Source organism: Candidatus Bathyarchaeota archaeon (assembly GCA_026014735.1).
Lineage (GTDB): Archaea > Thermoproteota > Bathyarchaeia > Bathyarchaeales > Bathycorpusculaceae > Bathycorpusculum.
On the sequence record JAOZHT010000002.1, the window covers coordinates 63,264 to 89,201 of the forward strand.

General features: G+C 48.4%; 32 protein-coding genes and 1 tRNA gene. 18 read left to right on the top strand and 15 right to left on the bottom strand.

Going from position 1 to position 25,938, the window contains the following annotated elements:
• The first annotated feature begins 172 nt into the window (after positions 1-172).
• Together NWE93_06165 and NWE93_06170 are read left to right on the top strand one after the other, a co-directional pair.
• Positions 173-445: a hypothetical protein gene (locus tag NWE93_06165; GenBank protein MCW3999805.1), complete on the top strand. Its 273-nt coding sequence runs from the start codon at positions 173-175 to the stop codon at positions 443-445.
• Positions 446-634: 189 nt separating this feature from the next.
• Positions 635-775: a YHS domain-containing protein gene (locus NWE93_06170; GenBank protein ID MCW3999806.1), complete on the top strand. Its 141-nt coding sequence runs from the start codon at positions 635-637 to the stop codon at positions 773-775.
• Positions 776-803: 28 nt separating this feature from the next.
• Here the strand turns inward: NWE93_06170 and aqpZ are convergent, their stop codons facing one another.
• From aqpZ to NWE93_06195, 5 genes are all read right to left on the bottom strand, one after another.
• Positions 804-1,532: an aquaporin Z gene (aqpZ, locus tag NWE93_06175; GenBank protein MCW3999807.1), complete on the bottom strand. Its 729-nt coding sequence runs from the start codon at positions 1,530-1,532 to the stop codon at positions 804-806.
• 85 nt (positions 1,533-1,617) lie between these two features.
• The gene (locus NWE93_06180; protein MCW3999808.1) at positions 1,618-2,892 is read right to left on the bottom strand and encodes a DUF1015 domain-containing protein; all 1,275 of its coding nucleotides are present in this window, start codon (positions 2,890-2,892) and stop codon (positions 1,618-1,620) included.
• Positions 2,893-2,907: 15 nt separating this feature from the next.
• Positions 2,908-3,810 carry a hydroxyacid dehydrogenase gene (locus NWE93_06185; GenBank protein MCW3999809.1) on the bottom strand — a complete coding sequence of 301 codons (903 nt, stop codon included), beginning with the start codon at positions 3,808-3,810 and terminating at the stop codon, positions 2,908-2,910.
• A complete protein-coding gene (locus NWE93_06190; protein MCW3999810.1) occupies positions 3,807-4,880 on the bottom strand; it encodes an aminotransferase class V-fold PLP-dependent enzyme in 1,074 nt (357 codons plus the stop codon). The genes NWE93_06185 and NWE93_06190 overlap by 4 nt, the downstream gene beginning before the upstream one ends.
• Before the next feature lie 124 nt (positions 4,881-5,004).
• Positions 5,005-6,234, bottom strand: coding sequence for a site-2 protease family protein (locus NWE93_06195; protein MCW3999811.1), 1,230 nt, complete (start codon positions 6,232-6,234; stop codon positions 5,005-5,007).
• Positions 6,235-6,443: 209 nt separating this feature from the next.
• Between NWE93_06195 and NWE93_06200 the strand changes: the two genes are divergently transcribed.
• Positions 6,444-6,791: a DUF5658 family protein gene (locus tag NWE93_06200; GenBank protein ID MCW3999812.1), complete on the top strand. Its 348-nt coding sequence runs from the start codon at positions 6,444-6,446 to the stop codon at positions 6,789-6,791.
• Between the two features lie 281 nt (positions 6,792-7,072).
• On the top strand, positions 7,073-7,669 hold the full coding sequence (gene sepF, locus NWE93_06205) for a cell division protein SepF (protein ID MCW3999813.1): 597 nt from the start codon (positions 7,073-7,075) through the stop codon (positions 7,667-7,669).
• On the opposite strand, the gene NWE93_06210 is transcribed toward sepF, so the two are convergent.
• The gene (locus NWE93_06210) at positions 7,656-9,581 is read right to left on the bottom strand and encodes a beta-CASP ribonuclease aCPSF1 (protein ID MCW3999814.1); all 1,926 of its coding nucleotides are present in this window, start codon (positions 9,579-9,581) and stop codon (positions 7,656-7,658) included. The genes sepF and NWE93_06210 overlap by 14 nt on opposite strands.
• A gap of 5 nt (positions 9,582-9,586) precedes the next feature.
• Positions 9,587-10,231 (bottom strand): archaeal proteasome endopeptidase complex subunit beta, encoded by a 645-nt coding sequence (gene psmB, locus NWE93_06215; GenBank protein MCW3999815.1) that lies wholly within the window; start codon positions 10,229-10,231, stop codon positions 9,587-9,589.
• A gap of 240 nt (positions 10,232-10,471) precedes the next feature.
• Here psmB and NWE93_06220 point away from each other — a divergent pair, with 240 nt between their 5' ends.
• The 6 genes from NWE93_06220 (at position 10,472) to NWE93_06245 (ending at position 13,350) form a co-directional block, all read left to right on the top strand.
• Positions 10,472-10,993 carry a QueT transporter family protein gene (locus NWE93_06220; GenBank protein ID MCW3999816.1) on the top strand — a complete coding sequence of 174 codons (522 nt, stop codon included), beginning with the start codon at positions 10,472-10,474 and terminating at the stop codon, positions 10,991-10,993.
• Positions 10,990-11,646, top strand: a complete 657-nt coding sequence (queC, locus tag NWE93_06225) for a 7-cyano-7-deazaguanine synthase QueC (protein ID MCW3999817.1) — start codon at positions 10,990-10,992, stop codon at positions 11,644-11,646. Before NWE93_06220 ends, queC begins: the two co-directional genes overlap by 4 nt.
• Before the next feature lie 345 nt (positions 11,647-11,991).
• On the top strand, positions 11,992-12,246 hold the full coding sequence (locus tag NWE93_06230) for a hypothetical protein (protein MCW3999818.1): 255 nt from the start codon (positions 11,992-11,994) through the stop codon (positions 12,244-12,246).
• Entirely contained in the window at positions 12,243-12,677 is a 435-nt protein-coding gene (locus tag NWE93_06235) for a PIN domain-containing protein (GenBank protein MCW3999819.1), read from the top strand. The genes NWE93_06230 and NWE93_06235 overlap by 4 nt, the downstream gene beginning before the upstream one ends.
• 171 nt (positions 12,678-12,848) lie before the next feature.
• Complete coding sequence (locus NWE93_06240; protein MCW3999820.1) at positions 12,849-13,085, top strand: DUF2683 family protein; 237 nt, start codon at positions 12,849-12,851, stop codon at positions 13,083-13,085.
• Positions 13,086-13,089: 4 nt separating this feature from the next.
• The gene (locus NWE93_06245; GenBank protein ID MCW3999821.1) at positions 13,090-13,350 is read left to right on the top strand and encodes a type II toxin-antitoxin system RelE/ParE family toxin; all 261 of its coding nucleotides are present in this window, start codon (positions 13,090-13,092) and stop codon (positions 13,348-13,350) included.
• Positions 13,351-13,460: 110 nt separating this feature from the next.
• Here the strand turns inward: NWE93_06245 and NWE93_06250 are convergent, their stop codons facing one another.
• Together NWE93_06250 and NWE93_06255 are read right to left on the bottom strand one after the other, a co-directional pair.
• Positions 13,461-14,057 carry a hypothetical protein gene (locus NWE93_06250; GenBank protein ID MCW3999822.1) on the bottom strand — a complete coding sequence of 199 codons (597 nt, stop codon included), beginning with the start codon at positions 14,055-14,057 and terminating at the stop codon, positions 13,461-13,463.
• 368 nt (positions 14,058-14,425) lie between these two features.
• Positions 14,426-15,949, bottom strand: coding sequence for a hypothetical protein (locus NWE93_06255; GenBank protein ID MCW3999823.1), 1,524 nt, complete (start codon positions 15,947-15,949; stop codon positions 14,426-14,428).
• Positions 15,950-16,430: 481 nt separating this feature from the next.
• On the opposite strand from NWE93_06255, the gene NWE93_06260 reads away from it, so the two are divergent.
• Positions 16,431-16,958: a THUMP domain-containing protein gene (locus NWE93_06260; protein ID MCW3999824.1), complete on the top strand. Its 528-nt coding sequence runs from the start codon at positions 16,431-16,433 to the stop codon at positions 16,956-16,958.
• Here the strand turns inward: NWE93_06260 and cgi121 are convergent.
• A complete protein-coding gene (gene cgi121, locus NWE93_06265; GenBank protein ID MCW3999825.1) occupies positions 16,955-17,518 on the bottom strand; it encodes a KEOPS complex subunit Cgi121 in 564 nt (187 codons plus the stop codon). The genes NWE93_06260 and cgi121 overlap by 4 nt on opposite strands.
• A gap of 8 nt (positions 17,519-17,526) precedes the next feature.
• Positions 17,527-18,096 carry a phosphoribosyltransferase family protein gene (locus tag NWE93_06270; protein ID MCW3999826.1) on the bottom strand — a complete coding sequence of 190 codons (570 nt, stop codon included), beginning with the start codon at positions 18,094-18,096 and terminating at the stop codon, positions 17,527-17,529.
• A 261-nt stretch (positions 18,097-18,357) separates the two neighbouring features.
• Here NWE93_06270 and NWE93_06275 point away from each other — a divergent pair, with 261 nt between their 5' ends.
• From NWE93_06275 to NWE93_06300, 6 genes are all read left to right on the top strand, one after another.
• The gene (locus NWE93_06275; protein ID MCW3999827.1) at positions 18,358-18,693 is read left to right on the top strand and encodes a hypothetical protein; all 336 of its coding nucleotides are present in this window, start codon (positions 18,358-18,360) and stop codon (positions 18,691-18,693) included.
• Positions 18,694-19,241: 548 nt separating this feature from the next.
• Complete coding sequence (locus NWE93_06280; protein ID MCW3999828.1) at positions 19,242-19,682, top strand: hypothetical protein; 441 nt, start codon at positions 19,242-19,244, stop codon at positions 19,680-19,682.
• Positions 19,683-19,778: 96 nt separating this feature from the next.
• Positions 19,779-20,204, top strand: a complete 426-nt coding sequence (locus NWE93_06285; protein ID MCW3999829.1) for a hypothetical protein — start codon at positions 19,779-19,781, stop codon at positions 20,202-20,204.
• A gap of 16 nt (positions 20,205-20,220) precedes the next feature.
• On the top strand, positions 20,221-21,003 hold the full coding sequence (locus NWE93_06290) for a hypothetical protein (GenBank protein ID MCW3999830.1): 783 nt from the start codon (positions 20,221-20,223) through the stop codon (positions 21,001-21,003).
• On the top strand, positions 21,000-21,398 hold the full coding sequence (locus NWE93_06295; GenBank protein MCW3999831.1) for a hypothetical protein: 399 nt from the start codon (positions 21,000-21,002) through the stop codon (positions 21,396-21,398). Before NWE93_06290 ends, NWE93_06295 begins: the two co-directional genes overlap by 4 nt.
• A 182-nt stretch (positions 21,399-21,580) precedes the next feature.
• A complete protein-coding gene (locus tag NWE93_06300; protein ID MCW3999832.1) occupies positions 21,581-21,883 on the top strand; it encodes a DUF5658 family protein in 303 nt (100 codons plus the stop codon).
• On the opposite strand, the gene NWE93_06305 is transcribed toward NWE93_06300, so the two are convergent.
• Positions 21,884-22,216: a hypothetical protein gene (locus NWE93_06305; GenBank protein MCW3999833.1), complete on the bottom strand. Its 333-nt coding sequence runs from the start codon at positions 22,214-22,216 to the stop codon at positions 21,884-21,886. It lies immediately after the preceding gene.
• 695 nt (positions 22,217-22,911) lie between these two features.
• On the opposite strand from NWE93_06305, the gene NWE93_06310 reads away from it, so the two are divergent.
• Positions 22,912-23,562, top strand: coding sequence for a helix-turn-helix domain-containing protein (locus NWE93_06310; protein MCW3999834.1), 651 nt, complete (start codon positions 22,912-22,914; stop codon positions 23,560-23,562).
• A 24-nt stretch (positions 23,563-23,586) separates the two neighbouring features.
• Here the strand turns inward: NWE93_06310 and NWE93_06315 are convergent, their stop codons facing one another.
• The 3 genes from NWE93_06315 to NWE93_06325 form a co-directional block, all read right to left on the bottom strand.
• Positions 23,587-24,672 (bottom strand): radical SAM protein, encoded by a 1,086-nt coding sequence (locus NWE93_06315; protein MCW3999835.1) that lies wholly within the window; start codon positions 24,670-24,672, stop codon positions 23,587-23,589.
• A complete protein-coding gene (locus tag NWE93_06320) occupies positions 24,638-25,720 on the bottom strand; it encodes a radical SAM protein (GenBank protein MCW3999836.1) in 1,083 nt (360 codons plus the stop codon). Before NWE93_06320 ends, NWE93_06315 begins: the two co-directional genes overlap by 35 nt.
• A gap of 120 nt (positions 25,721-25,840) precedes the next feature.
• A tRNA-Thr gene (locus NWE93_06325) sits at positions 25,841-25,917 on the bottom strand.
• Between the last annotated feature and the right edge of the window lie 21 nt (positions 25,918-25,938).

Here is a 25,938-nt window from a genome sequence, read left to right on the forward strand (position 1 = left end):
AAAAGCTTTATTGTCAAAGTTTCTGAACTAAACAGCGGCGGTTTAGTCAAGTTTTCTTGACAAACCCCAAATCAAGCTTTGTGACTGTGAAGTCGCTATCACATACCGTTAAAAGCAATCTCGGTTTTCTCTGTAAAAGAAGAGCTAAAACGTCCAAGTCGAGGTTATAAACATGAGTAAAAATAAAGCCAAAAAAGCCCCCCCATACCTCTATGATGGTCCACCCCTAAGCCAGCAGGAGAGAGAAGAACAAACAGACGACATCTACGACACGGGCACCCGAGAGGAAATGCTAGATGACGATGAGATAACGGCGGCGGAAGAGGGCTTCATGATTGGGCACGAACAGGAGCCTCCGGCTAAGAAGGCCACCCGCAGAAACGCCATTAGCCATGACGACAGTATAGCCGACGAGTTAGCGAAAGAGGACGCGGAAGAAGACTAAATCAGCCATAGCTAAGTCCTCTTAGAAAGCTCGTGTAGGATACCCTGAAGCAGCGACAAAATAGACGTAATTCAACCGTTTTTCAGGAAAATAACCGATTTCTTCAGGGCTGTTACAGAAAAAGCTACCACTAACCATAAAAGGCAGAAAAGAGAATGATGCATTGAGGCAGCACAAAAAATAATGTCAATGAGAGATCCTGTATGCGGAGCAGTTCTAGACGAGAACACCGCAAAATTTAAAATTTCTTACGAGGGCGAAACCTACCATTTCTGCAGTTTAGTCTGCAAGAAACGCTTCAAGCGGCAACCCACCAAATTTATTAAATAAAGAAAAAAATTGGTAAAGTGGTGTGGAGTTACTTGAAGGCTCTCCATACCAGTGCCGCTAAAATGCCGCCGATTATCGGAGCCACCCAGAACAGCCATAGTTGCTCGATTGCTAATCCGCCCACGAAAACCGCTGGACCTAAACTTCGGGCAGGATTCACCGATGTCCCCGTTATTGCTATGCCGACGATGTGAACCATTACCAGTGCTAAGCCGATGGATAGTCCCGCGAAGCCTTTTGGAACACGTTGGTGCGTTGAGCCATGAACCACCAGCACAAAGATGAAGGTCAAGACGATTTCAGCGATTAATGCGGAGGTCAAGTCGTATCCGCCGTTATAGGTTGGGCCCCACCCGTTTTGGCCTAGCCCCGAAATAGCGATGTTGAAGCGGGCAGTGCCGACAGCGATTCCGTATAGGATGCCTGCACCGATTACTGCACCGACGCATTGAGCCACAATGTAGAATGCAGCGTCTTTAGCACTAATTTTTTTGGCGATCAGCATGGAAATGGTGATTGCGGGGTTTATGTGGCAACCTGAGATTCCGCCGAGGGCGTAAACCATCGCTAACACGGCAATACCGAAGGCAAAAGCGATACTTAGGTAAGCGAATTGTGTTCCTATGAAGCCGCCTGCTGCCACTGCGCTGCCACAGCCGATAAACACCAGAATCATGGTTCCGATGAGTTCTGCAACATATCGAGAGGTAGGTTTAATCTGTTCAGGTACAGAAGCTGGTTTTTCTACTTCAGTCATTATGGGGTATTCTCCTTCTTTATGGTTTTACTATTCAACGGTTGAACTAAATAACAGTTTGCATCAAAGCCCTAACACGGCAGCTCTACAATTTTTCGTGCACAGAAACATCCATCAGAACCAGCCCCGACACCAGCTTAGGATAGAAATCCGTGGATTTCTCAGGCAACATCTCATGCTGCACCGCGATTTCAGCTATGGTTTTAGCGGGCACCGGATTCACCATGAAGGCGATGCTGGCTTCTCCGCGGTTCACCTTCTCCATCGCCGCCTTGGTCCAGCGGATGTACATGATGTTTTCGTCGATGCATAACTCGCCGGTTTTAAGAATGAAGCGGAAAACGATATCGCGCAGAATAACTACGTCGAAGATTTTGGTTTCCTTCCTTACGTTGGCGTTCACGAAGTCGTAGACTGCCGTGTCATGCTTAAGCTGGAGCCCATAGGCTTTTGCGCCGTCGTAGACGCAGAAGACATGCTCGCGTTGGTGGCTGGCCAAAAACTCCTCGATGCCCTCGACTGTGGGGGCTACTGGGTAGAGGTCAAAGAAGAACAGAAACGCATGCAGCAACTCAGGGGTTAGTTTGTAGTTTTTTAGCAGTCGATGGGTAGGCAGCACGATTAAGCCTTCCTCCTGCACGGGCACCATGTAGCACATGTAGAAGTTGAAGGCGCAGTCGCCTGTGCAGCCGGTTTTGGCGCGCATCTCGTCGCGGTAGGCAAGTGCGCTTTCGTAGCGGTGGTGGCCGTCGGTGATAACCATGGGTTTAGGCTTCAAAATAGCCTGCAACGCACCGATTTTCTGGGGGTCAGATACCCGCCATACCGTATGATGCACGCCTAACGCGTCAGTTACCTGTATCATCGGCTCCGACTCCGCAACCGCCTCCATCCAGCGGACAGATTCCTCTTTTTGGTCCTGATACATCAAAAACACAGGCTCCAAATCCTTCTGCACCGTCCGCAGCATGTTAAGTCGGTCAGCTTTAGGTGCCTTGTAGGTGGCTTCATGGGGGAACACCATGTTCTCGCTGTAGGGGTAGAGCCGCAGCGCCGCAATGATGCCTGTGCGCTGATAAGCTTTGCCGTTAAGGATGAATTCTTGGCGGGACACAAAAACCGCCGGCTGAGTTTGCTTGGTCATCGCGCCCTCCTTTAGCCACTGCTCGATGCGCTGGTTCGCCACCGCGTATTTGTCATCTTCCAGCGGCAGAATAAGGCGGCAGAAATTGTAATTTGAAAGCGCATAGTACTCTTTTTGTTCTGCAACATCGATTTTGTCGTAGGGCTGCGTAATGAGGTCTTTGGGGTCGCCGGCTTTTGGCGTGTAAGTTATGGCTTTAAAGGGTCGAATATCCACCAAGCATGCGTCAACTCATAGATTCAGTTTCTCAAGGGCGCCTATAACGTTGTTGGCTATCTGCAGGCTTGCCCGATGCTGCGCCTCAAAGGTTTGCGCCCCCATATGCGGCGTCGCGATCACGTTGGGTAATGTGAGGAGCCTGCTGTTTTTGGGGGGCTCCTCCTCAAAGACATCAAGCGCGGCGCCTGCGACTTTACCCGAGACCAGCGCCTCGTAGAGGGATGCTTGGTCGATGACTCCGCCGCGGCTGCAGTCCACAATGCATACGCCCGTCTTCATGAGGGCGAATTCTGCGGGTCCAATCAGATGCTTGGTTTTAGGTGTAAGAGGAACATGCAATGTGATGAAGTCCGCCTGAGGCAGCATCTCCGCCAGCGGCACAAAGCGGTCATGCACGCATTCCTCGACAACGATGACTTTCATGCCGAAAGCCAACGCCAGCCGCTCCACGTCTTTGCCGATGTAGCCGCAGCCGATTACCCCCAGGGTTTTGCCGTTGATTTCTCTGCCCATAAGCTTCTCTTTTTCCCATTTGCCCTCTCTTAGGGTAAGGGTTCCCTGTACGATGTTGCGGGCAAGGGCAATCATGTGACCCATGGTGAGTTCCGCTACGCTCTCGTAGGAAACATGGGGGGTGTTAACTAGGCTTATGCCCAGCTGCTTTGCCCGCTCATAATCCACGTTGTCTAAGCCTTCGCCTGCCCTGCCGATGACACGTAGCTTCTTGGCGTTCTCCAAAAGTTCACCTTTAACTTTGGTGGCGCTGCGCACGATGAGAACATCGTAGTCGCCGATGACTTTGGAGAGGTCAGGTTTGGGTATGTCCCATCCCCGCGTGACAGCGTAGCCTTCTTTTTCAAGCAGTTTTATGCCTTCGTCAGCGATTTTGTCGCTTACGAGGATTTTTATGGTCACTGCAATCCCCAAATGTCGTCGATGTTCGCGATTACGTCCTTAATGCCTGCTAGGGTCCATTCGCCCATGTGGCCGATGCGGAAGGTCTTGTCCTTTAGGTTGCCGTAGCCAGCGGAAATCAGGTAGCCGCGTTCACCCAGCTTATTGTTTAGGGCTTTGACGTCTTTGCCGTTTGCGTTGATGCAGCTTACCGTTATGGATTCGTAGCCTGCCTCGGGGAACATGCTGAAGTGCTTCTTAGCCCAGGCTTGGGTGTAGTTTGCCATGTCAAGGTGGCGCTGATAGACTTTATCGTATGTTTCTTCAAGCAGCAAATCCATGCGTTTGTTGAGGGCGTAGAGTAGCGAGACGTTGGGGGTGAAGGGGGTTTGGTGTTTCTTTTCGAACTCAAAGATGTCCACCAGGTCAGTATATGCGCCGCGGTTTGGTACCTGTGTTGCCCGCTGGATGGCGCGGTCGCTTACAAGAGCCACGGCTAAGCCGGGGGGAAGCGCGAAGCATTTCTGGGTGCTGCCAAAGACGATGTCGCAGTTGAATTCGGAGGGCAAGGTCTTATCGCCCGCCATCGAGGAAACCGCGTCGACCGCGAAGATGACGTCTGGGAATTCCTTTTTAACCATCTTGCCGATTTCGGCAACTGGGCTTCTGACGCCTGTGCTGGTTTCGTTGTGGCATACCGTTAGGGTGTCGTATTTGCCCGCGGCAAGCTTCTCCGCGACCATGTCGGGTTTTATGGCTTTGCCCATCTCGACTTCAAGGACATCGGTTGCTTTGCCACATGCGCTGAGGGTTTGCGCGCAGCGTTTGGAGAATGCGCCGTTGACGCATGCAAGCGCCTTCTCTTTAACGATGCTTCTGCCGATTATGTCAAACCAAAGCGTGCCTGAGCCTGTGGTTACGGTGGGTTTGCAGTCGGCTGTTAACTGGAAGAATTTTGTGATTTTATCTGTGATTCCTCCGTATAGGTCGGAGAATTCTTTTTCTCTGTGACCAATCAGATGGTGGGTTTGCTCTTGGAGCATCTCTTTGCTTACTTCGGTGGGACCCGGAATCAAGAGTTTTTTGTGCAAATGGGTAACCTTCAGTCAAAGAGGTTTATTTTTGAAAATATAAGGCTTATGTGCAGAATCCATGCAGTTTTATCAGAAAGTCGGCAAGCAACCGCCATAAAGCAGAGGGCACGTGGATGGCTGCTTAGAGGAGGAAGGGCAAAATAATGCCCAGCGCCACAATCGCCACGCAAGTGAATGAGACGCCGACGGTGATTAGACGGATTGTTTTCTCGCTTAGTCGTTTGCCTGCGAACCGTTTGAGGGTGATGTCGAAGATTCTGCCGCCGTCCAAGGGGTAGAGGGGCAACGCGTTGAATATGGCGACGTTGAAGTTGACAAACCAAATCCAGAACAGCGCATTAGCCAGTATCTGCCAGCCAGGTATTGGGCTGGTGTAGAAGGGCGCCATCGAGTCAGAGTAGGGCACAACCGCGGAAGCCAACGTCGGCGGCACAATGTAGAGTGCCAGCTTGTCTAGGGAGAATGACCTATAGGTCTGTAGGCGCTCATGCGTCATTAAGTCCCCAGCCATCACGCCGAGTACAGTGCGGTTATCCGATACGGTGAGGTTTAAGGTTGTGGTGTAGCGAATCTGCCATTGGTCGCCTCTAGCCACAATCACCTCCACGAGGTCCCCAGCTGTTTTAGCGTCAAGATACTCCCGTAGCCCCGCAGAGTCAGTGATGGTTACGTTGTCAATGGAAACCAGGATGTCCTCGGCCTTTAGCCCCGCAGCTTGAGCGGGCATTCCATCGGTTGCCTGGCTTATGTAGACGCCATCAACGATTGGGGCTAAGCTGCCCACGACTAATAAGAGACCAATCAGGCAAACCACGCCTACAAGCACGTTTCCGCCGACGCCTCCCGCCATTACTTTAAGTGAGCGTCGGGCCCGCGCGGTCTTGATTTGCTCTTCATCGACGTCTACGAAGGCACCTATGGGGATAATTAGGAAGAACAGCAGCCCGCTTGATTTGACGCGTAAATCTACGTTTCTGGCGATGACGCCGTGGGCGCCTTCATGAATCACGATGGCGACGACTATGGCGAGCCAGCCATAAACGATTGGTAGCATCGGGTTTAAGCCGGGTAACAGCAGAACAGCGCCGGGCCCTAATTCTCTGGCTACCTGCCCAACCAGCGGGTTAGTGATGGTGGCGACGAGGCTGTTTAGCAGCAGATACAGGGCTATGCCGGCTACGAAGGGAACAAAGATGAGGAAAAGCCAGGATACATATTTTACGCCGCGCATCCTGCCCAGGGTTTCGAAGACGCGGGCGAACCGCTTTGTTCTTAGAATCAGCAGTGGAAACTTGAAATCGACTCTTTTTTCTTCTGTTTCTTGCTGCGGCGGGGGAGTTTGGGGTTCCACTGAGAATCTCTCCAAGCTAAACAGGCATTCTGAAAGATAAGCATAACGCAAATCGTCGGTTCTATCAGGCAGCCTAAACCGTTTACGGGCAAACTATTTGTTGTATAGCTGGGCAGGCGGCGGATTTGTTTTATATAGGCATATATCGATTCCTGTAATAGCAGTTCTTAAGCGTTGAAGCCACATTAGAGTTGAAAAAGGAGAAGGCTATGTTTCACCCTAAGACAGCAGCGCTGCCAATTCTGGTGCTTCTAGTGATGGGCACCTTGGACTGTGTAACTACCGTTATCGGCACCGTATATTTCGGCGCCTACGAGCTCAATCCCTTCCTGGTAGGCATCGTGGGCAATGTACCTGTCTTTATGGTGGTGAAGCTTGGCGCAACCGTCGGCATCGCCGGTTCCTATCTGCTCGCTCGCAAAATCATCAGTCAAACACAGGATAAAACCACCCGCAGTTTCCGTTACTCAAGCTTGGGGATAAAAGCGGTTTACGCGGGGCTGCTTGGATTTCTGATTGTGGTGGTCGTTAACAACCTCATAGTCCTGTTCACCTAAATAGCCTATGAATCAGCTCCAGTTTCGATTTTATCCTACAAAACTCACTAGGTCAATCTGCAAACCAAAACAAACGCAGGAAACCAAAAGCAACTTGCCCCGTTAAGCCCCCAGAAGATAAACAAGCAGGTTCATGGCTCTTTTTGTTTACCGGAAAAAAAGCTATCAAGCAAAAATCAAATATTGTGGTGGCAACAATCTAGCCTCGTAATCGCAGGGCATAAAAGTAAGAAAGGCTTAACTGCACATGCCACTAAATAGATGATTGCGAGGAGAATAATTTGCCGTTCAACCTATTCCACAAAAAAAAGGAACCCGAACCAGAGACGCCAGCAGTGGCTCCTCAAACAGAAACTCAGCCTGAAGCGCCAGCAGAACCCATCATAGAAGCCGCACCTGAAGCCGCCGCGGACCCCCAGCAAACCCCCGAAGCAGAGCCCCAAATGGAGCCTCAGGTCCCTGTGGAAACAGAAGCAGCCCCCCAAGCGCCATCAGAAACTGTTCAGCCAGCAGCCCAAGAACCACAGCCCCAAGCAGCAGCTGTCGAGCCAGAGGCAGAGCAGCCTAAACCTGAAGTGGCAAACAAAACTTACCTTAAAGCCATGCCCCTCAAGGACCTCTCCGATGTGGAAAGCGTCAAAGAAGAAGTGGGCAACGGCAACATCATCATTCTACGTGTCACGCCCCTTGCAGGTAAAAGCATCGAGGACGTGAAAACCGCCGTGAATGATCTTTTCCAGTTCGCGGAAGCCAGCGGCGGCGACATCGCAAGGCTAGGCGAGGAACGCGTGGTTATTTGTCCTAAAACAGTGAGGATTTGGCGGGAGAAAACTCCAGCGCCAGTCGCTAGCACCAAGCCGCTGCCTACAGCAGCCTAAAGGTTTCTAATGTGTTTGGTACCACGGTGGTTATGCCGACTTTGTTGTCTAGGAAGCTGCCGAAGTTGAGTGTCTTCTGTTTTTCGCCGTGTACCACAAAGATGCGTTCAGGCTTAGGATTCAGATGCGTCAGGTAATTGACTAGTTGGCGTCGGTCACTGTGGCCGCTGAAGCCCTCAATGGTGTTTACGCCCAACTTGACGCTGAGCGCAACCATCTTGCCCTCGTTATCCATCATGGTGACTTCGCCTATGCCCTTCTGCACGCGCCGGCCCATGGTGCCTTCGATTTGGTAGCTGACAAAGATGATTTGGTTACGTTCATCAGAAGCCCAGTTCTTGAAGTACTCGATGACGGGTCCGCCCTCAAGCATGCCGCTGGTAGCCAGCACGATGCAGGGTTCGCCCTCCATGATGCTGCCGCGTTGGCTGGGGTGATCGACGATGGTGAAGTAGTCGCTTTGGAAGGGGTTAACTTCTTCGTGGAGGATGCTGTGGCGTACTTCTCGGCCTAGATATTCGGGGTAGGCGGTGTGGATGGCTGTGGCTTCGCTGATCATGCCTTCCAGAAACACTGGGGCTTCCTTCATCATGCCCCGCTTCATGTAGCCGTCGATGACAAGCATGATTTCCTGGGCGCGGCCCACGGCGGGCACTGGAATGAGAACTTTGCCTTTACGCTCCAAGGTCTGGTTGATGACTCGGGAAAGCGCCTCTTCGGCTTCAACGCGGCTGGGCACGATGTCGTCGGGTCCACTGTAGGTGGATTCAGTGATGACGGTTTCGATTCTGGGAAACTCTGTTGCCGCCGCCTCCAAAAGCATCGTGCGCCCAAACTTGTAGTCGCTGGTGTAAACGATGTTGTGGAGTCCCTCGCCGATGTGCAGATGCACCATGGCGCCGCCTAAGATGTGTCCGCTGTTATGGAGAGTGAGGCGGATGTCGGGGGCGATGTCGGTGACTACGCCGTAGCGCAGTGGAATCGTGTGGAGCACGCATTCGCGGACGTCTTTTTGGTCGTAGTGGGGGGTGACGCCCTGCTTGTTGGCGACGTCGAGGTAGTCGAGTTGCAGCATAGTCATAAGGTTAGAGGTTGGCGCGGAGCAGTAGACGGGTCCGTCGTAACCGTACTTGTAGAGGAACGGCACCAATCCGCAGTGGTCAAGGTGTGCATGGCTAATCACCACGGCGTCAAGCGAGTCAATTTCGAATTCGGGGCAGTCAAAACGGGGGAAAGACTCAAAGGGCCTGTTAGAGCCAGGGTGGATACCGCAGTCCAGAAGCACGCTGCTTTCGCGGGTCTTCACCAGAAAAGCCGATCGACCCACCTCTTGTGCGCCGCCAAGCACCGTCATGCGGATGTCGCCGACGTCGTAGGTTTTGGGGCGGAATATGCGTTCGCCCACGGTGCGAAGGATACGTTCGCGTTCCTTGCTTTCCGAGTGGAGATAATGACGCATGTGAGTGACAATTTTGGATTTGATAGGTGGGCTGCGCAATACATGGGGTCGCCACTTGGTTTTCCGCATGATTTCCTGAAGTACCGCGCCGTTTCTGCCGATGACCAAGCCGGGTTTTTTGGTTTCTATGATGATTTCGCCTAGGCTGGGATCGAAGTTTATGTCGGTGATTTCAGCCTCGGGCGTGATGAGTTCCCGCGTGATTTTCTCTGCCTCCACTTCGGGGATGCGGACGGAGGGGTCGGGGCGGATGACGATGCGTTTTCGGATAACACCCACTATCTCCGCTACGACGCTGGATTGATCCACCAAGATTTCGGGGCGTTTGGTGTAGACGGCAAGCATGGGTCCCTCGTATTCGATGCGGGTGACTTCTGCTTCGCGGGGAACCTTCTGTAGAATATATTGGCTAATCTCGATTTTATCTTTGTCTTTCTCTTGAGTTCGAGCCACAGGCTTTAACTTCCTGTATTAAGCAGCTGGGATTTCTCTTCCTGGCTTAACTCTTTGTAGCCGTTACCATCGATAACGATGATGTTGTAGCTGTTGCCGCTTGCCACATCCCGCTTCATAGCTGCGTTAACGGCTTTAGCGATGGTGGGCAATGTTTCAGCGATGGTTAATCCTTCACGGTACTTATCCTCCAAGACACCGTATGCGACGGGGGAGCCGCTGCCTGTGGAAACCATCTTTTCCTCAGTTAAGCTGCCATAGGGGTCAAGGTTGTAAACGTGGGGTCCAGTCTCGTCTACGCCGCCGACAAGAACCTGCGTTGCCAACGGAATATAGCGGGCAGAGAACAAGAGATTCGCAACTAGCCGCGCTGCTGCGCTGATGGGGATGGGGCGGTTGAGGTTGACTTTGTAGAGCTGCGCGTTGGCAATCAGGATGTCCACAACACGTTGCGCGTCGGCGACGGTGCCGGCGATGGTCATGCCGATGTGTTCGTCGATTTTGTAGACTTTTTTGCCGAATTTATGCGCAACATAGAAGCCCATTGTAACGCGGGTGTCTGATGCGAGAATTACGCCGTCTTTGCAGACAACGCCTATAGTTGTGGTTCCTTTAAGGACTAGTTGGCTAGCTACATTATTTTGTGACATATTTGATACTCCCTAAAACTCCGTTCTGCGGATGCCATCCACTAGGAAGAGTGCAACATGTTATCTTTATGAGGCATTAATTAAAGATTTCGCCGCATCTCCCAAAACAGCGTCACCCCCTGTTTTTTTTGCTAAACGTTTTTAGGCGAGAATTATGCTTATTGCCCCTCGGCGCGTGAGAGGGTGCTTCCCACCCGTTGCGCCAAAAAAATAAAACCCGGAGTTGGGAGGCAAAAAAATATGCGTATACAAACCAAAGAGTTAGCCATAATGGCCCTATATGCTGCCCTGTATGCAGCGCTAGTGAATGTGTTACCCCAGTTATCTTTTGGACCGCTTAACCTGCGTGTAGCCGACGCCCTTTTAGGCGCTGTGCCTTTACTGGGCATGGCGGGGGTTTTAGGACATACCCTTGGAGTCTTCATCGGAAACCTAACCTCGCCCCTTGGAGTAATCGATTTACTCAACACAATACCGTCCTTTGCCATGGCCTTTGTCGTCTACTACGTGTATAGGCGCACCCAAAACGACTACACCGTAATCGCCACCAGCATCGCCTACTCCGCCGTGCTAGGAGCCACCGTGGGCTGGATGCTCTCGGCGCCCTTCAACATACCGCTGCCGCTCAGCATACTCTACGTGTTCCTCGGAAACCTCGTGGTAACGGTGGTGGGCGGGTTTGCGTTGTTTAAGGCACTTAAGAAACTGGGTATCCAGCGGCTAATCGGGACAGGACCAAACCAAAGAGGAGAAAAGACATGACAAAAAATAAGAAATGCGTGGTTGTTCTAAGCGGCGGCCCAGACTCAGCCACCGTCGCGTACTGGGCACGCCAGCAGGGATACCAAATCTACCCCATAACCTTCAACTACGGGCAAATCGCAGTGAAAGAAACCGCCTGCGCCCAGAAAATCGCGGAGAAACTCGGCGTAGCCACCAAAACCATCAACCTCTCCGCCCTCAAAGACATCTTCAGCGACGCCACCAGCCTAGTCAACCCCGACATCCCCCTCACCAGCGAATTCAGCAGCCCCATCATCGTGCCCTTCCGCAACGCCATCTTCCTCTCCGCCGCCGTCGCCTACGCCGTCACCGTGGAGGCAACCAAAATCTTCTATGGCGCACAGGGCAGCGACGAACCCTTCTACCCGGATTGCCGCAGAGAATTCTACCGGGCCTTTGAGAAAGCTGCGCAGCTGGGGACCTGCAGGGAAATCACGATAGAGGCGCCGTTTAGCGGCGGCAAAAAATCAGATTTGATACGCGAGGGCGCTAAGCTGGGCGTGCCTTTTGAGTTGACGTGGTCATGCTACCGCGGTGGCATGCTGCATTGTGGACGATGCGAGTCCTGCGTGAACCGCAAAAAAGCCTTCCGGGAAGCGGGCATAGAGGACCCGACAAGGTATGAATCCTAAGTGATTGGACGCGGTCATGGAAATTTATAACTAATTGTTGTCGCTTCACTGTAACAACATACTTTTTTATAAAAAAAGCGCAGTAGAAGGGTGAAAGGTGTCTATTGTTTGGCTATTTGCCCCAAATGCAAAACAACACTGCAAAACCCGGTAAGAAAACTTGAAAACCCAGTTTTCTGCATCGAAGCATACGTATGCACTAAATGCGGAACCAAATTCAAAACAGCAAATACAGGCGCATAATAGGCCTCTAACCTCACGCCTCATGGTGCTTAAGAAGGTGTTTGGCGGGTTTTTCTGGGAAGTTTTAAATCCGACTTGTCCCACTGCATATGTGGGATAAAGATGGAGTTAGCCGAGCAAGTCACCATAAAAGTAGATTCAAAAGGCAGAATCTGCATTCCAGCAGAAATCCGCGGCGAAATCGGCGACACCGCAACCATAAAACGGGTCCCCGAAGGCTTTCTCATCATTCCAGGCAAAAAAGAGGATGCCGTTGAAAAACTACGAAAAATCATCAATTCAAAACATGAACGAACTGGCAAACCTGAGAATTGGTCGCCTGAAAAAATGAAATCAATTTGGGGCAAAAGTGAATGATTGTGGGCTTGGATGCCAACATCCTCTGCTATGTTCTAGACGATGCTTACCCTGAACATGAAGTTTTAAAGAATCTGCTGCTGGAATTAACCCCTGAAAATAAGGTTGCTCTTAACCCGACAACAATCCATGAATCATACCATGCACTGGTGCGTTCCCAGAAGTGGCTGCCTGAAAAAGCCGCAGACGCATTGATAACAATCATAAATATGCTCAACACGGAATTTTACAGCCAAACCAAAAAAACCAGCACAATAGCCCTCAACCTCTCCGCCCGACATAACCTCGGCGGCAGAGACGCACTCATAGTAGCGAATTACATTGCAAACCAAACCCCAACCATATACACGCATGACAAAGGACTTCTAAAACACCAAAAAATAACCTACAAAAACACCACCCTAACAATAAAAGACCCCCTACAAAAATAACCCGCTTGGTTTTTCAGTCGCCACCCAACCGACGCAGACACCTGCCTGCATGCAACAATACATCACCTGACATAACCTAAAACATTTTTCAGGGTTAAATCCGGTTATTTGGCGACATATTAAATAATTCCGTGTAACATGCTATTACGTGGCAAAAGGAGGGGCTATTGATTGGTAAAAAACGTCATAGAACTAGATGAGCGGGATAGCCGCGTAATCAACATAGTCAAAGCCAAATTCGGCCTCAAAGATAAAAGCCAAGCCTTAAGCGTAATCATCAAGCGCTATGAAGAATGTGAACTTGAACCCCAACTTAGACCCGAATTTGTAGAGGAACTACAAGCTACAGCTAAGAACGGTAAATTCGTTAAAGTTAAGGATTTCGCGGAAGAGTACGGGCTAAAGTGACTTCTTGTACAGCCTTGAAATCGAAGAAGAGGTCTCAAAAACCTTCCACAAGCTCCTCAAAAAGGACCGGCCGCAACTAGAGGCCATACACAAGAAAATCAGCCAAATCCTAACCGACCCCTACCAATTCAAACCCCTAAAACATCCCCTAGAAGGCCTCCGCCGAGTCCACATCGGCTCATTTGTACTCATATACCAAGTGACAGAAAACCCGCCAACAATTCAGATAATAAAATACACCCACCACGACAAAGCCTACCTCTAACAAAAAAAGAATCGGCATTTTTCTGCTGTGTACACGGTTAATACATTTTAATCATAAATTAACTATTGGAAGACCATCAGAGATAGGACCGCGACTTAAACCCAGAGTCATTAAAGAGCAGCTTTAAGGAAAGAAGCTAAATCCATTGCTTGAATCTCATTATTACAATGTTGGCATACACTTAGCCTTTCAATGGTGGAATTCTTCTCGACTTTGAGCTTCCCTCCACAATGAGGGCATGCATAAACTGAAACAATTCCACCTTCTTTTACTTGATCCAACAAGTGATTTAAATCAACTGAGACAGTTTTTGTAACAATAGTTCTACCAGCTGATCTTACCCTTCCAGCTTCCTCGAACATCTGAAGTAATTCATACTCAATCGCTGCCTCCTCAAAGCGACCAGCCTTTACCAATGTGTTTTCAATTTTAGCAATTTGTTCTCGTAAGTAATTCTCTCTACTATCCCTGTGTTGTTGGGATTGTTTTTTATCTAATGTTTTTGAGATAAATTCCAACCGATAAAAATTTCCATCATTTCCTTCACCCAATATATGCCAGTGGCCATCGCCAGTGAATGGTGAGGTGGAACGATTGTAATCTGACTTTTCCAAATTCAATACCTTATCAATATCTATAGTCTGAAGAGCACTAAAAAAAACCGTTATCTCTTTGTCCGTTAGGATACCTTTGCTTTTCGCTGTCATTTCAACCCCTGTCGCATTAGTCGAAAACGATTTTTTGGTAACTGAATACGGGGCACTCCACGATAGCTTCGTCATTAAAGCAAGCAACCATTTTCTATCTATTATTTACCTATCTACTCTTAAATTTTATTGATTATACACAGTCGTGATAGCGCATAGTTTCTAATAGAGCGTAAGAGCCTATGCATATCCCGATTGGGATATTATCCTGTTTAGGCTCTCAAGCCATTAATCTGTAGTTATAGGTTTGCTCGCAAGCTAAAGATGGAAACACCCAACGTAACACGTGCCAGAAAGAATGCTATAAGAAACTTGAATGTGATTTAGCAGATGTGGAGTTCATCGACAAATTGAAAGAAAATGACAGTCTATGTTGTTTGGTTCCAGTAGTAAATCTGCGAGTACTTCCCTGTAATTGGGAAAGCGGGGTCCTCATAGACTACATCTAGTTTTGAACCATATTGGGTAAGCCTACTTTGAACTCGGTTCCAAATTCGCTGCGAAGTCTCGTTTGCATTCCACATACCCCAAATCGTGTCTTGCGGGTGACGCATACCCCAACCATAGTTTATAGGTAAAACAAGGGCTGCCTCAGCCTTAATGCCGCCATGCACAACGCTAGTATTCTGCACTACATCGTTCCAGAAACGCTCAAGAGCTTGGAAATGTTCCTCTCGCAGGGTTCCGTATGGTCCTGACATGTTTTCTGCATAGTTGAATAGTATGACGTATTGGGCTCCGTTTTCATAGGAGGTTTTCATTTGGTTAAAAATTTCGTCGCGATCAGCAAGGTATGGGGCTTGTGTGTACTTCCATGTTAATATTGTTCCCCAGTCTTTGCCCTGCAAACTGGCTGCCCCCCGCACTAAAGCGATTTCTTGAGCAACAGAATTGTTCCAACCTAATTCTGCAAGCACCATGTCGTATCCGCTCTTGTAATCCCACCAGTACAATCCATAATCAGCCGTAAAAACAGGAAAATCGCCTTTGCTGAGGTTCCATTGATCCTTTAAATCGGCTACTGGAAGGCTTGTTTTGTTTACAAAGAGGTTTGCGGCGCCGTCACAGTTAGTTAGGGGGTTTTTGCTCGCCACTTGCTGATAAGTTTCTTCTTGGGCAATACGGTTGGAGCCATTTTCCATTGTATAGAAATCAGCTTTTAATATTTCATGTGAATACCCTGCATCATGGTGGCCATAGAGAAGACCGCCCGTGTATACTTTACTTGTTGAGTTTGCGATTGTTTCTCTTACTGTTATTGTACCGTTTGGTTTGTATGTAGTCGTCTTGGTGTTGCTTAACATGCTCGATATTGTCAACGATGAATTAGTGGGGTCTACACTGGAAGTTGAGGTTTCATTCTTTCTTTGAACTGAGATTGTGCCGTCAGGATAAAAATTTGCAGAATAGTCGTTTCCGTCGCGATACTCCACTTCGCCATTTTCATATCTGTTCACGATTACTCCAGGCGCAATTGTGTAATAAATGAATCCATCAAGAAATTTGCCTCCGGGTTCATCACCCAAATAGACACCTGCAAACATGTCTCCCCATCGTTGCTTTGCTGTGCCTACCCATTCAGCTTTATCAGCAGAGGTTAAAACGTCAAAGTAAGCGGCAAAATGCAGTCCTTTAGCAACCGCATAATCGCCTACCTCGTTTACTGCAGTGGCGTTATTTTTTAATACGCCTGACTGGAGCACAAACAGGTTAGTGTAATTTGCGACCTTTTCGATTAGGGTTTTGGCGTCTTGTACGTTGTTTCCGCCGTAGGTTACGCCAACATAGAAGGGGTCAGTCTCTGGTGGCTTATTGTTGACAATAACCAGAGTTGCTGATACGGTTATTATTAGGAGAACCGCAATAGTGGCAAATATCACCGTTCGCTTCATTCCATGGCCGCCGTTAAGTTTTAGATGTCGGTTTTGTGTCACTTAGGTCGTTATGTAGTTTACGCATTTCCAATGGATTCTCCCAGAAGCTTCTAAAAACTTATGCGTTTGTTAGAACCCTGTATGTCGTTTATCCTGTTTAGGCTCTCAAGCCATTAATCTCTTGTTAGAGCTTGTTTTTGCGGTTTAGAATACGCCAAACCGGTTGGCCCTTTATGTAAGGGGAGGGAGGCTACATGCAAGCAACAGCGCTACCCCACTGCAGACCCTTGAAGTCTTCGGCGGCAAACACACAGCACACCCCGTGTGGCAGTCAACAAACTCATAGACAAAACAGCCAAGCCCCCACAGGCGCCTACCTAATAGCCGCTATGCGCCACAGTTGTTGAGCCTATAAATAGAGGGGGGTAGAGTAGAATTTGCACGTGACAGATGGGGAAAGCAAAAAATAACCGCTGACCCACAGTCTATCTTGATCGGCATGATTGAGAACTTTAACCTTATCGCGACTACTGCACGCGGCAACGAACGCGCCATGATAAACGAAATCCTGTTTCTGCTCAAAGACGAACTCGGCGATGCAGATGCCAAGGCAGCTAAAACCAAAATCCGCGGATTAATCGTCGCCAAAACCAGCCAAGACCCCCTCGAAGTCATGGAGAAACTCCGCAAAATCCTCTCGGAACGCTCCTACATGTTCCGCTATGCCCTACGCATCGTGCCCATCCAGCAGGTTGTGCAGACGAATTTAGCGGAGATCAAGAAGGCAGCTTTGGAGTTGGCGCAGAAAATCGGGGAAGACCAGAGTTTCCGCGTCACCGTCGAGAAACGCTTCACGGAGCTGCATAGCAGAGACATCATTGAAGCAGCTGCTGGCGAGATTAAACGCAGGGTTGACCTGAAAGCGCCGGATTGGGTGCTGCAGATTGAAGTGGTAGGTGCATTAACGGGTGTTTCGCTGCTAAAACCCAGCGATGTCATGGCTGTTGTTAAGGAAAAGATGCTTTAAAGCTGCGTTGAAAGCAGCGCCACACGCTCCACAACCAAAGCCACCAGCGCCTCAGATTCGGTGCCTCTTTGTGCGGCATCCAGCATGTTTTGGGAGATACCGAAGACCTCGCGGATTTTAGCACTTTTCTGCGGCGTTAACTCCAGCACGGAATCGTCGGGTTCAGCCCCCACCGCCAAGGAAACCGCATCACGCATCCGCTCCAGCGCCCCAGCGTCCTTGCCAACCAGAGCCACGGCAACCTCGCTGGTTTGAGGGTTTATGCCGATTTTAGCTATGGACTGGCGGATTTGCCGCTGCGCAGCCGCATAGAGCATCATCTCCACCGCCACAGATTTAGACAGGTTAGTTTTGCCCGAAAAAGCCGCCAGCGCGTTGACTGCTGCAAAATAGAGGTGCTCAGATGTGGCGATTAAGCCTGCGTCAAAGAACTGTACCTCAACCTCGCCGATGGCTGAACCGCGGTTGGCCTTCAAAAACGCCTCTGCAGATTCGAACTTCACGCCGTGGTACCCTGTGGTTTCGATGTATTTTCCGTACTCTTCGATGCAGAGCAGCATAACCTGTCCTACCTGAGATCCTTTAAGAGTTTATCCGCTAAATCCCTGGATAAACCGGCTTTTACGAGTTTCTCCACTTCACCCTCAAGCTCCATTCCCGCCTTTCCAGCGGAGATTTCACGCAGGGCTTCTTTGAGGTCCCAAGGAAAAACCACCCAGCGCTCCGTCTGCTTGGCAAAGAAATCAGGCTGGACTGCGGATTTTGGTTTATAGTAGAGTGTGGCAGCTTTAACGGATGATGCACCTAATGAGGCAACGTGTGAGAGGGCAAGCTGGAGGGTTTGGCCGCTGTCGGCGATGTCATCGACCAGCAGCACCGCTTTGCCGGCAACCTCGCCTACCAAGCCACGCTTGAGAGTAGGCTCAGATTTGGTTTGACCGATGCCCACGTAGAACTCCACCTGCAACGTCAAAAACTCAGCATCCAACAAATCCGCCAAAAACCGCGCAGGCACCACGCCGCCCCGCATCACCCCAACCACCACATCAGGCCTAAAGCCGCCCAACCGGATTTTTTGGGCTAGGCAAAAAAGCATCTGGCAGATTTCATCACATGAAGGAACATCATACTCGACCACGCCAACCAAGGAGAACCCCAAAAAAAGGAGGACCCAGCACGGTTAAGCCTTTCGCCCCAAACCGACCTGCCCTCTGAAGAGGCAACATTAACCTGGAGCTAAGCCTGCAGAATTAGCATTGTAAGCTTATTAGGGAGAAAAGACGTATTGATTAAATCGTAGGACTATATACACCAAACACAAGATATGTTTCGCAATTCGTAATATAGTTTAAAAGCAGAGAAGTCCTACCAGTAATCAAAACAGAAAGGAGACACGCATATGGTGAAAAATGTGAACGAAGAGAAGATTAAGCGTTTGCTCACGGATCCCAAGATGGCCGCCATTAAGGCTATGCTGGAGAAGGACCATGCTATCGATTGTTTACTGCTGCTCTATATCGGGCGCGGCAAATGGAAGGATGCAAAGGACTTCATGCGGGATAACAGCCTCACACTCAGCGACGGAACCTTCCGTGCGCGGATGATAGAGATCGAATCTCTAGGTTTGGCAAAGAGCGAACGCATCGACCCACTTAAAAAGTTCTACATGAAAACTGAGTTGGGCGAAAAAGTCGCAAAGCTACTTCTCGGGTTTTTCGACGAGCTAGAAGCATAAGTATTTCTTCCAATAAATTTTCTTGTTTCTCGTTTTCTTAGTTTTTAAAGGGAACTGTATTTCTGTCCAACACTTCCCAGCAGAACTCCTGCAACACAGGGAAACCACGACTCAACAGTTCTCCCCCACCCTTTTTCCCCCACACCAGGCACACAGATCCAGCCCCAACTCAATTCAGCAAAGCCCCTGTACTCAGGAACAAAAAACACTAACCAAACAACACCACAAGACCCCCCAGAAGCCGACGACCACACCGCAGCCACCAACAACCACCCAACCAAAAACCAACAGTCCCAAACCTAACAGACATCACAGCACCCAACCACATAATTAACGGCAGATAAACGCCTTGGAATCTGTACTGGTTTGCACCGGCAGTTCTATTCCCACATAGTCTGCAACATAGAATCCCTAATAGGCGCCAATAGGTTAGATCGGCGGTGTTGTAGATGCGTTGTACATAAATATAATATGTAATCGTAAGTCATAATATTTAAATTGTAGTTGTCGAAATCCCTAGTTGTATTAAACACTAAAGGGAAACCAAAATGAACAACCTACAAAGAAAAATAAGAAAGAATTCAAAAGCCCTTAGCCCCGTCGTGGCATCAATCATACTCATCGCAGTAACAGTCGCAGTCAGCGTCGTCGTTGCAGCATGGATGGGCGGCATGACCATTAACCTGATGGGCACCGCCGAACAAGGAGTCATCACCAACCTCCAATTCACCGACGGAGGCACAGGAGATGACACAATCACGGCTACAGTACAGAATACTGGTGATATAGCGATAACTATCACTGGCGGCTTCGTAAACGGTGATGCAGCAACAGCATATGCTGGAGATACAACCATTGCCAAAGGCGCAACAGGTGACATAACTCTTACACTTCCAACAGGCACACTCGTTGACGCTACTCAATTCCAAATTAAACTGACGACTTCCAAGGGCAACGCAATCGCGTACACCTCAACCTACACAGCATAATTTCGTGAAAATTAGTTCCACCTACGGTGAAAAAACCAATTTTCACCTCCTTTTCCCTTTCTCTCTTATTAACAACCCCCAAGGAGCACATCATTCATGGTAACACAAATCAAGGAATACACCTCCGCCCAAGCCATCGCGGAGAACCTAGACAAACAACTCGCCGAAACCAAAAGCGTCCTAGGCGAGTACCTACGCAAACTAGACGATGTCCGCACCCTAGCTGAGAAATCCAAAAAAATCCGAGAGGTCGTCCTCAAATTGGCAGGCAAAAAAGCCCCAACCGACAACCCCGGAGAAATAACCGTGGGCACCCTTAACATCGTGTTAGACGCCACCCCCTTCCATGAACTCGCCGCCATAGAAGCAGTGGTTCGCAGCCATCAAGAGAGGCTTCTGGTTTTGCAGAAGGTTCGGGAGGCACTCAAGTGGCTGGATCAACTCGGCGACACTGAAGGCCTCAGATACATGGTTTTAGAGGACGAAGGCATCCCTGAACGCATACTTTTCAAAATAGCGTAGGCGGCAAGATGCAGAAGTGACCTCGACCAGCAGCATCCAGATAGTAATCGATGAAATTAAGAATTTAGCTCCTGACATCCACACCGCCCTTGTCTTTAGAGGCAACGGCGACGTTTTAGCTAACACCGAAAACGCCACTGCCGAGCAAACCCAAGCTCTCATCAGCAGCTTAGGCAGCATAGACGCTCAAGCCATCGGCGGCATCGAATCCTTCACCATCCAAGACATCAACAGCCAACTTGCTATAACCGCGGTAGGCGACACCTTTCTGGCAACGGAGTCTTCACGTACAGGCAACCAGAAAGCTGCGGCTTCGCTGATACAGGTGGTGATTCCAGCGGTTATTCGCCTATCCACAGAAAACACCTTACCAGAAGCAGAGGCGTTGGAAGAGGTGGAGCAGTCGCTAACCGCAACAACAAATCTGCCTGTTGAAGTCCCCGAAAACCCACTCATCCCTGAACCCACCTTGCCCGCTCAACCGTTTCTGCCAAACGCGCCCACTTCGCAGTTTATGGTAGAACGTGTCGGGGGGCTGCTGGTTGCCCAGGATGCCGTGCGGATTGACTGTGAGGTGGTTGAGAGTTGGCGTAGTCTTTACGGCGACAGGGAACTTCTCTATGTGGAAGTGGTAACCTTAGAGGGGAAATCCGTCACCTGCAAGTTCAAACTCCAAAAAGAAGGTAAATCAAACATTAAAGGAGTCATCCAAATCCCCGATAAGATCCTTCAAACCCTCCAATGTGATAAGGGCAAACTCGTCATGGTTAAACCGAAAATAAGCGAGGAGAACCAATGAAGAAACAGGCTATCGAGCAGACATTGCAGCTTGCCGACGTAGCTCCAGTTATAACGGTGGGTGAAGATAACTCAGTTTTCGCTAACCTCGCCGCAAGTTTAGCTGAAATACGAAAACTAAAAGGCGTCACTGGCTACATACTTCGCGGCGAAAACTCAGCGGTTGTGGATTTAACGGAGCAAAACATAATCAGCGAGTATGCATTGCTGTCGCTGCAGATTAATCTTGCCAGCCACGAGATGACTAAGCACTTTAACTTAGCCGACGTGGAAAGTGTGCTTGTAGCGGGCAAAAACGTTAAGGTGCTTTGCATGAGCCTTGGCGGAAACAAAATCAGCGTTTTTATGGAGAAAACTGCGGTGCATGCCTGGATAATAAAACGAATCCTCCTTTAGAGCATCTATCTCTGTGGTACATTCAGCCTAGTTAACATATAAAAATGAAGGCTCCTTTATTTTTCTGATTGACCTGTCAAAAGTGACGTTGGCTCTTTTTCCTTATTTTCTGGGTCAATCAAAGAGGCCTTATTTTGCTGCTTCGATATCTGCCCTGTGTTCTTCTGGTTGTGCTGGGTTCGATGGATTGCTTAACTACGGTAGTAGGCACAGTTTTCTTCGGAACCAAAGAACTAAACCCCTTAATCGCGGGCCTGGTGGAATCAAATATAACGTTGTTTGTCGTAGTTAAGTTAACAGCTACTGTTGCCGTGGGCATCATTTTTGCTTTAGCCGAAAGAATGCTGATGCAGAGTCATGAGCAAAAAGAGGACCCTTCATTTCGGATGGCGAACAATATTCTTCGGGGAGCCTACGTGGTGATTAGTGGCTTTTTAGGGTTTGTTGTAATTAACAATGTTTTGGTGCTGCTGCAGGCGACATAACTATTTTTTGCGGAGATTACATTGGAGCACTTTGGGGCAAACTAAGCATTCGTCGGTAAGTGTATTTTCCGGTGAGGTATTTAGCAATCCGCTGAAGTGAGCGCATTTGGCTGGCGAATCTAAAACTAGGGGGTACTCTGCAGGTTTAACGCTGACTATTTTTGTTTTTTCTGTCAGTATCTCGAGACGTGACATGCAGTAGGGGCAGGCGTAATGGGTCTGCCTAGGAATCACTGAGGTGTCGGTGATTACTGTGGGCTTGTCGAATTTTTTTTCGCAGCCCTTGTAGGGACACCGAAGTTTGTCATGTGATTGTCCATGGAAAAACTGCAATATTCCACATCCGAATAAGTAATCGGTGGTCTTAAGATTTAATAAAGCTTGCTTCGTGGGAATTTTGAGGCGTTTCTGTAGGACGCAGATACAGTGCACTTGGGGCAGGGTTTTGAACACTTGTAATGCTAATTGTTTTTTCACCCCTACGTTCAATCACATAAATTAAAATATACCTTGCATACACACATATTTTCGTAATTTTTATGAACAAATCGCAACTAGACTTATATCCTTCCAAGCCCAAGTAAATTCGAGGAAACGGTGAAACAAATGGAAACCCTCACCAAGAAAGCAACCCCCAAAGAAACCCTCTACATTCCCCACGTGTAGTGAAAAAACATGACTGAAACATTCATTTCAATAATCCTCGGGGCAAGTTCGCTGGCAGCAGCATTCGCCTATTACCAAATCAAATACAGGAAATTCCTCAAAGAAACCCCAGTCCCAAACTAGCCTGACATAAACACCGCAAAGGAGATGATGCCACTAAAAAAAACTAAGCAAACCAAACCAAATCAAAACAACCCCTTTTTTTGTTATGCTCCACCACCCAACCTCGATTTTATAGGGTATACGGGAAATATGTTTGCCCTTCTTTGCGTGGATAGCCCCTAAAACAAATATGGCTTACACCATACAGGCTAGGCATTTCTGCAAAAACTTATTATCGATGCCAAAGGTAAGCCAACTCCATGCGAAGAATAATCATAGAGGCACCCAAGAAAGAAATTGACAAAATCGAAAAAAACACTCCACTCCAAGACGTCACCTCCTCCGAAATTCTTCATCTGCTAAAATTTGACCGTGAAGAATTCGCTTTTGTTGCCAAAGTGAAATTCAAAGAGCCAACCTTTAAAATCGAAGACTATGTTGCCCTGTTCGGCAAGAAAGACATCAAAGTGACCCTTCTAGACCAGAATAAAGATGGCGCTTACACTTATTTTGTAACCGGTAAAACCCCGCCTACAGAAAGACAGCTATTATCGTTTGGCGGTTACCCCTTTGCTCCATTTCAAATAAAAAACGATAAAGCGAAAATGGCTTTTCTTGGGGAAGCGAGACAGATAAAGAATCTTTTATCATGCCTTGGCAAGTTGGGGGTTAATTACCGAATAGTTTCGCTTTCTGACGCGAAATTCACGGGGGAATCACCGCTGAGTAGATTAACTGAGAAACAAAGAAATGTTCTGGTTTCAGCCTTCGAACATGGATACTATGAAACTCCCCGAAGAATCGATAACGAAGCGCTAGCCGGGAAACTACATCTTAAAACCTCCACGGTAGTTGAGCACCGCAGAAAAGCAGAGCAGCGCCTTCTATCGGAAATAATTAAAAAATCGTAGCCTGCGACTTACATCCATGATTTCTCAGTTGCTGCCCCCACGGAGCAGAATCCCCGCGTCCCCTAAAAGGTTAACAAAGTTAAGGGGCAACAGGTCGTAAGCATACGAGTAACCCCGCACACAGGTCCTTACGCAGATGTTGCATTTTTCAGCCCGTGCAACATGATCCAGGTACAGTTTGCTTTTGAAATAATCATTGAAAGATCCCTGTTTTAGGTCATATGTGTGGTCGTAGGTGCAGTTGAAGATTTTTTTGTCCGCGGAAACATAAACAAACATCTTGGGAAACCTACATGTCCAAGCTCTGCCTTCAACAAAATGTTTCAGCACATACCTAGTCTCCATCAGTGGAAACCCCTCTCTTTTTAGTTTTAACAACGTAAGGTAAAATTCTTCAAGTTGCTCATCGCTTAGTCCCCAATCCAAAACAGGTGATTCTGTACGTCCATCTTCAAAGCCTGATTTCACCGTTGGCTCAACCGCGTTATAGGAGATACCGACGTTTAAGGCGCGTGCGAACCTAGCCATCGGCTCTATCGCCTCGAAATTTAATCTGCTGATGGTGGTGACCAGGGTTACTCTTGTATTTCCCACCTCTCGGATCCGTTTGATTCCATCTACAACTTCCCTAAACGAACCGCGTCTGCCCCGGATGAAGTCATGGTAATTATTGAAGTAATCCAGCGAGACGAAAACAAAATCTAGATTCCGCAGGGACTCCGCTTTCTCCTTCAGCAAAGAAGCGTTTGTATTCATCGTGGTTAAGAATCCCTTCTGCTTTGCGTAATCCACGATTTTGCCGATGTCACTTCTAACCGTTGGTTCTCCACCGAAAAGGTAGTAGCCGCGCATACCAAAATCGTATGCTTCATCTAGCAGGTCAAAAACTTCCTCAGTGGACAAGTCAGCGTTTGTTCTGTTTGACATCTGCCAGTAAGTGCAGGTTTTGCATCTGGAATTACAGCTGTAAGTTATTGCGTGAGCCAAAAAGAAGGGTTTGCCTGTGTATAGCCTTGATTTTACCAGTGAAAGGCCAGCTTTCAGGTATCTTTCTTTTGCAGTTTTCTTTTTTTGTTCAAGAGATTTTTCTAATATGATGTATTCCTCCATGTTCACCGGTTTGCTTTCGCAGTAGCCGCAGGTAGAACTTGGGGTTGGAAACGAGTTCTTCCTTGGCTACTTGCAGAAACGTTTTCCTCGAGGCAAGAGAGGCCTCTTTAAAACAGTTGATTAAACAAAATTTTGTGTCACATAACGGAATATCCGTTAAATTCAGGTTCCAAATTCTCGATTGGTCTTTAAGATTGCAGATTTTTTCCCGTTTGTAGCATGGGTAAACGTTTAGGTTGCAGTCGATTGAGATTATGCTTTTGCCGGCGTTACAAGGGTACTTCATCGGAAAGCCGTTATGGGCTCTCACTACGTCTCTTAGATAACAGGAAGCGGTGATTACATCTGCGCCATCCATCTTCATCTGCAGGATCTTCATCACCATTTTGCAGAGTTTCTGTTGAGTTTGACATTCTGCCTCAGACAATTCTCCGCCGACGTTGAAGGTGCTTTTGTTAGAAGAAATAAATGGGTAAGATAAAGCAAAGGAGAGCTCTAACTCATCGTTGACATACTGGATAACCTGTTCTACATTTTCCACTGTCCAGGAGGGGTTGAGAAAAGTGATGGCGTATAGTTTAATTCCATAAGCTTTAGCGGCTATGATTACTTCCCTTGCTTGCTTTGATATCCCGCTAACATGCTTTGCTGCATCCCAAAGGCCCTCATTGTAGTGGTCGACAGAAATCGAGAGGATATCTAAGTGTTGGCGCAGCTTCTCCAAGTCCAATTTGGAAATCGTGCCATTGGTTGTTAACGATGTAATCATGCCTTTTTTCTTGGCGTATTCAACCACTTCCACCAAGTGAGGGTAGAGGCTTGTTTCGCCTCCTGTAAAATAGATGACTGAGAAACCGTTTTTTGCCAGGACATCTATGGCGTATCTTGCATCGTCCAATTTCATGTCGACTGGTTTGGAAGCCCAAATATTGCATCGGTCGGTGCATTTTGCGTTGCATCTGGTTGTAACTTGGAAGAGGGCAAATTTCAGTTCGCCTTTTGTCTTCACCAACCGAGAGACTGTGTATACTAGTGTTTGAAGATTCATTGGCTTTCATTTTTCCAAATTAGCCAATATGTTTTCTACCGCATAGGCTAGGCATTTTAGGGGGTAAAGTACAAACCAGTAACCGCGTTTTGCTGTGCCTTAATGGATGAAAGATAAGGATGGAGCCTCGAGCGGGCTTTGATCCCGCGGCCTGCTGCTTACGAGGCAGCCGCTCTACCAGGCTGAGCCATCGGGGCGCCAATGGCTAAACAATGAAA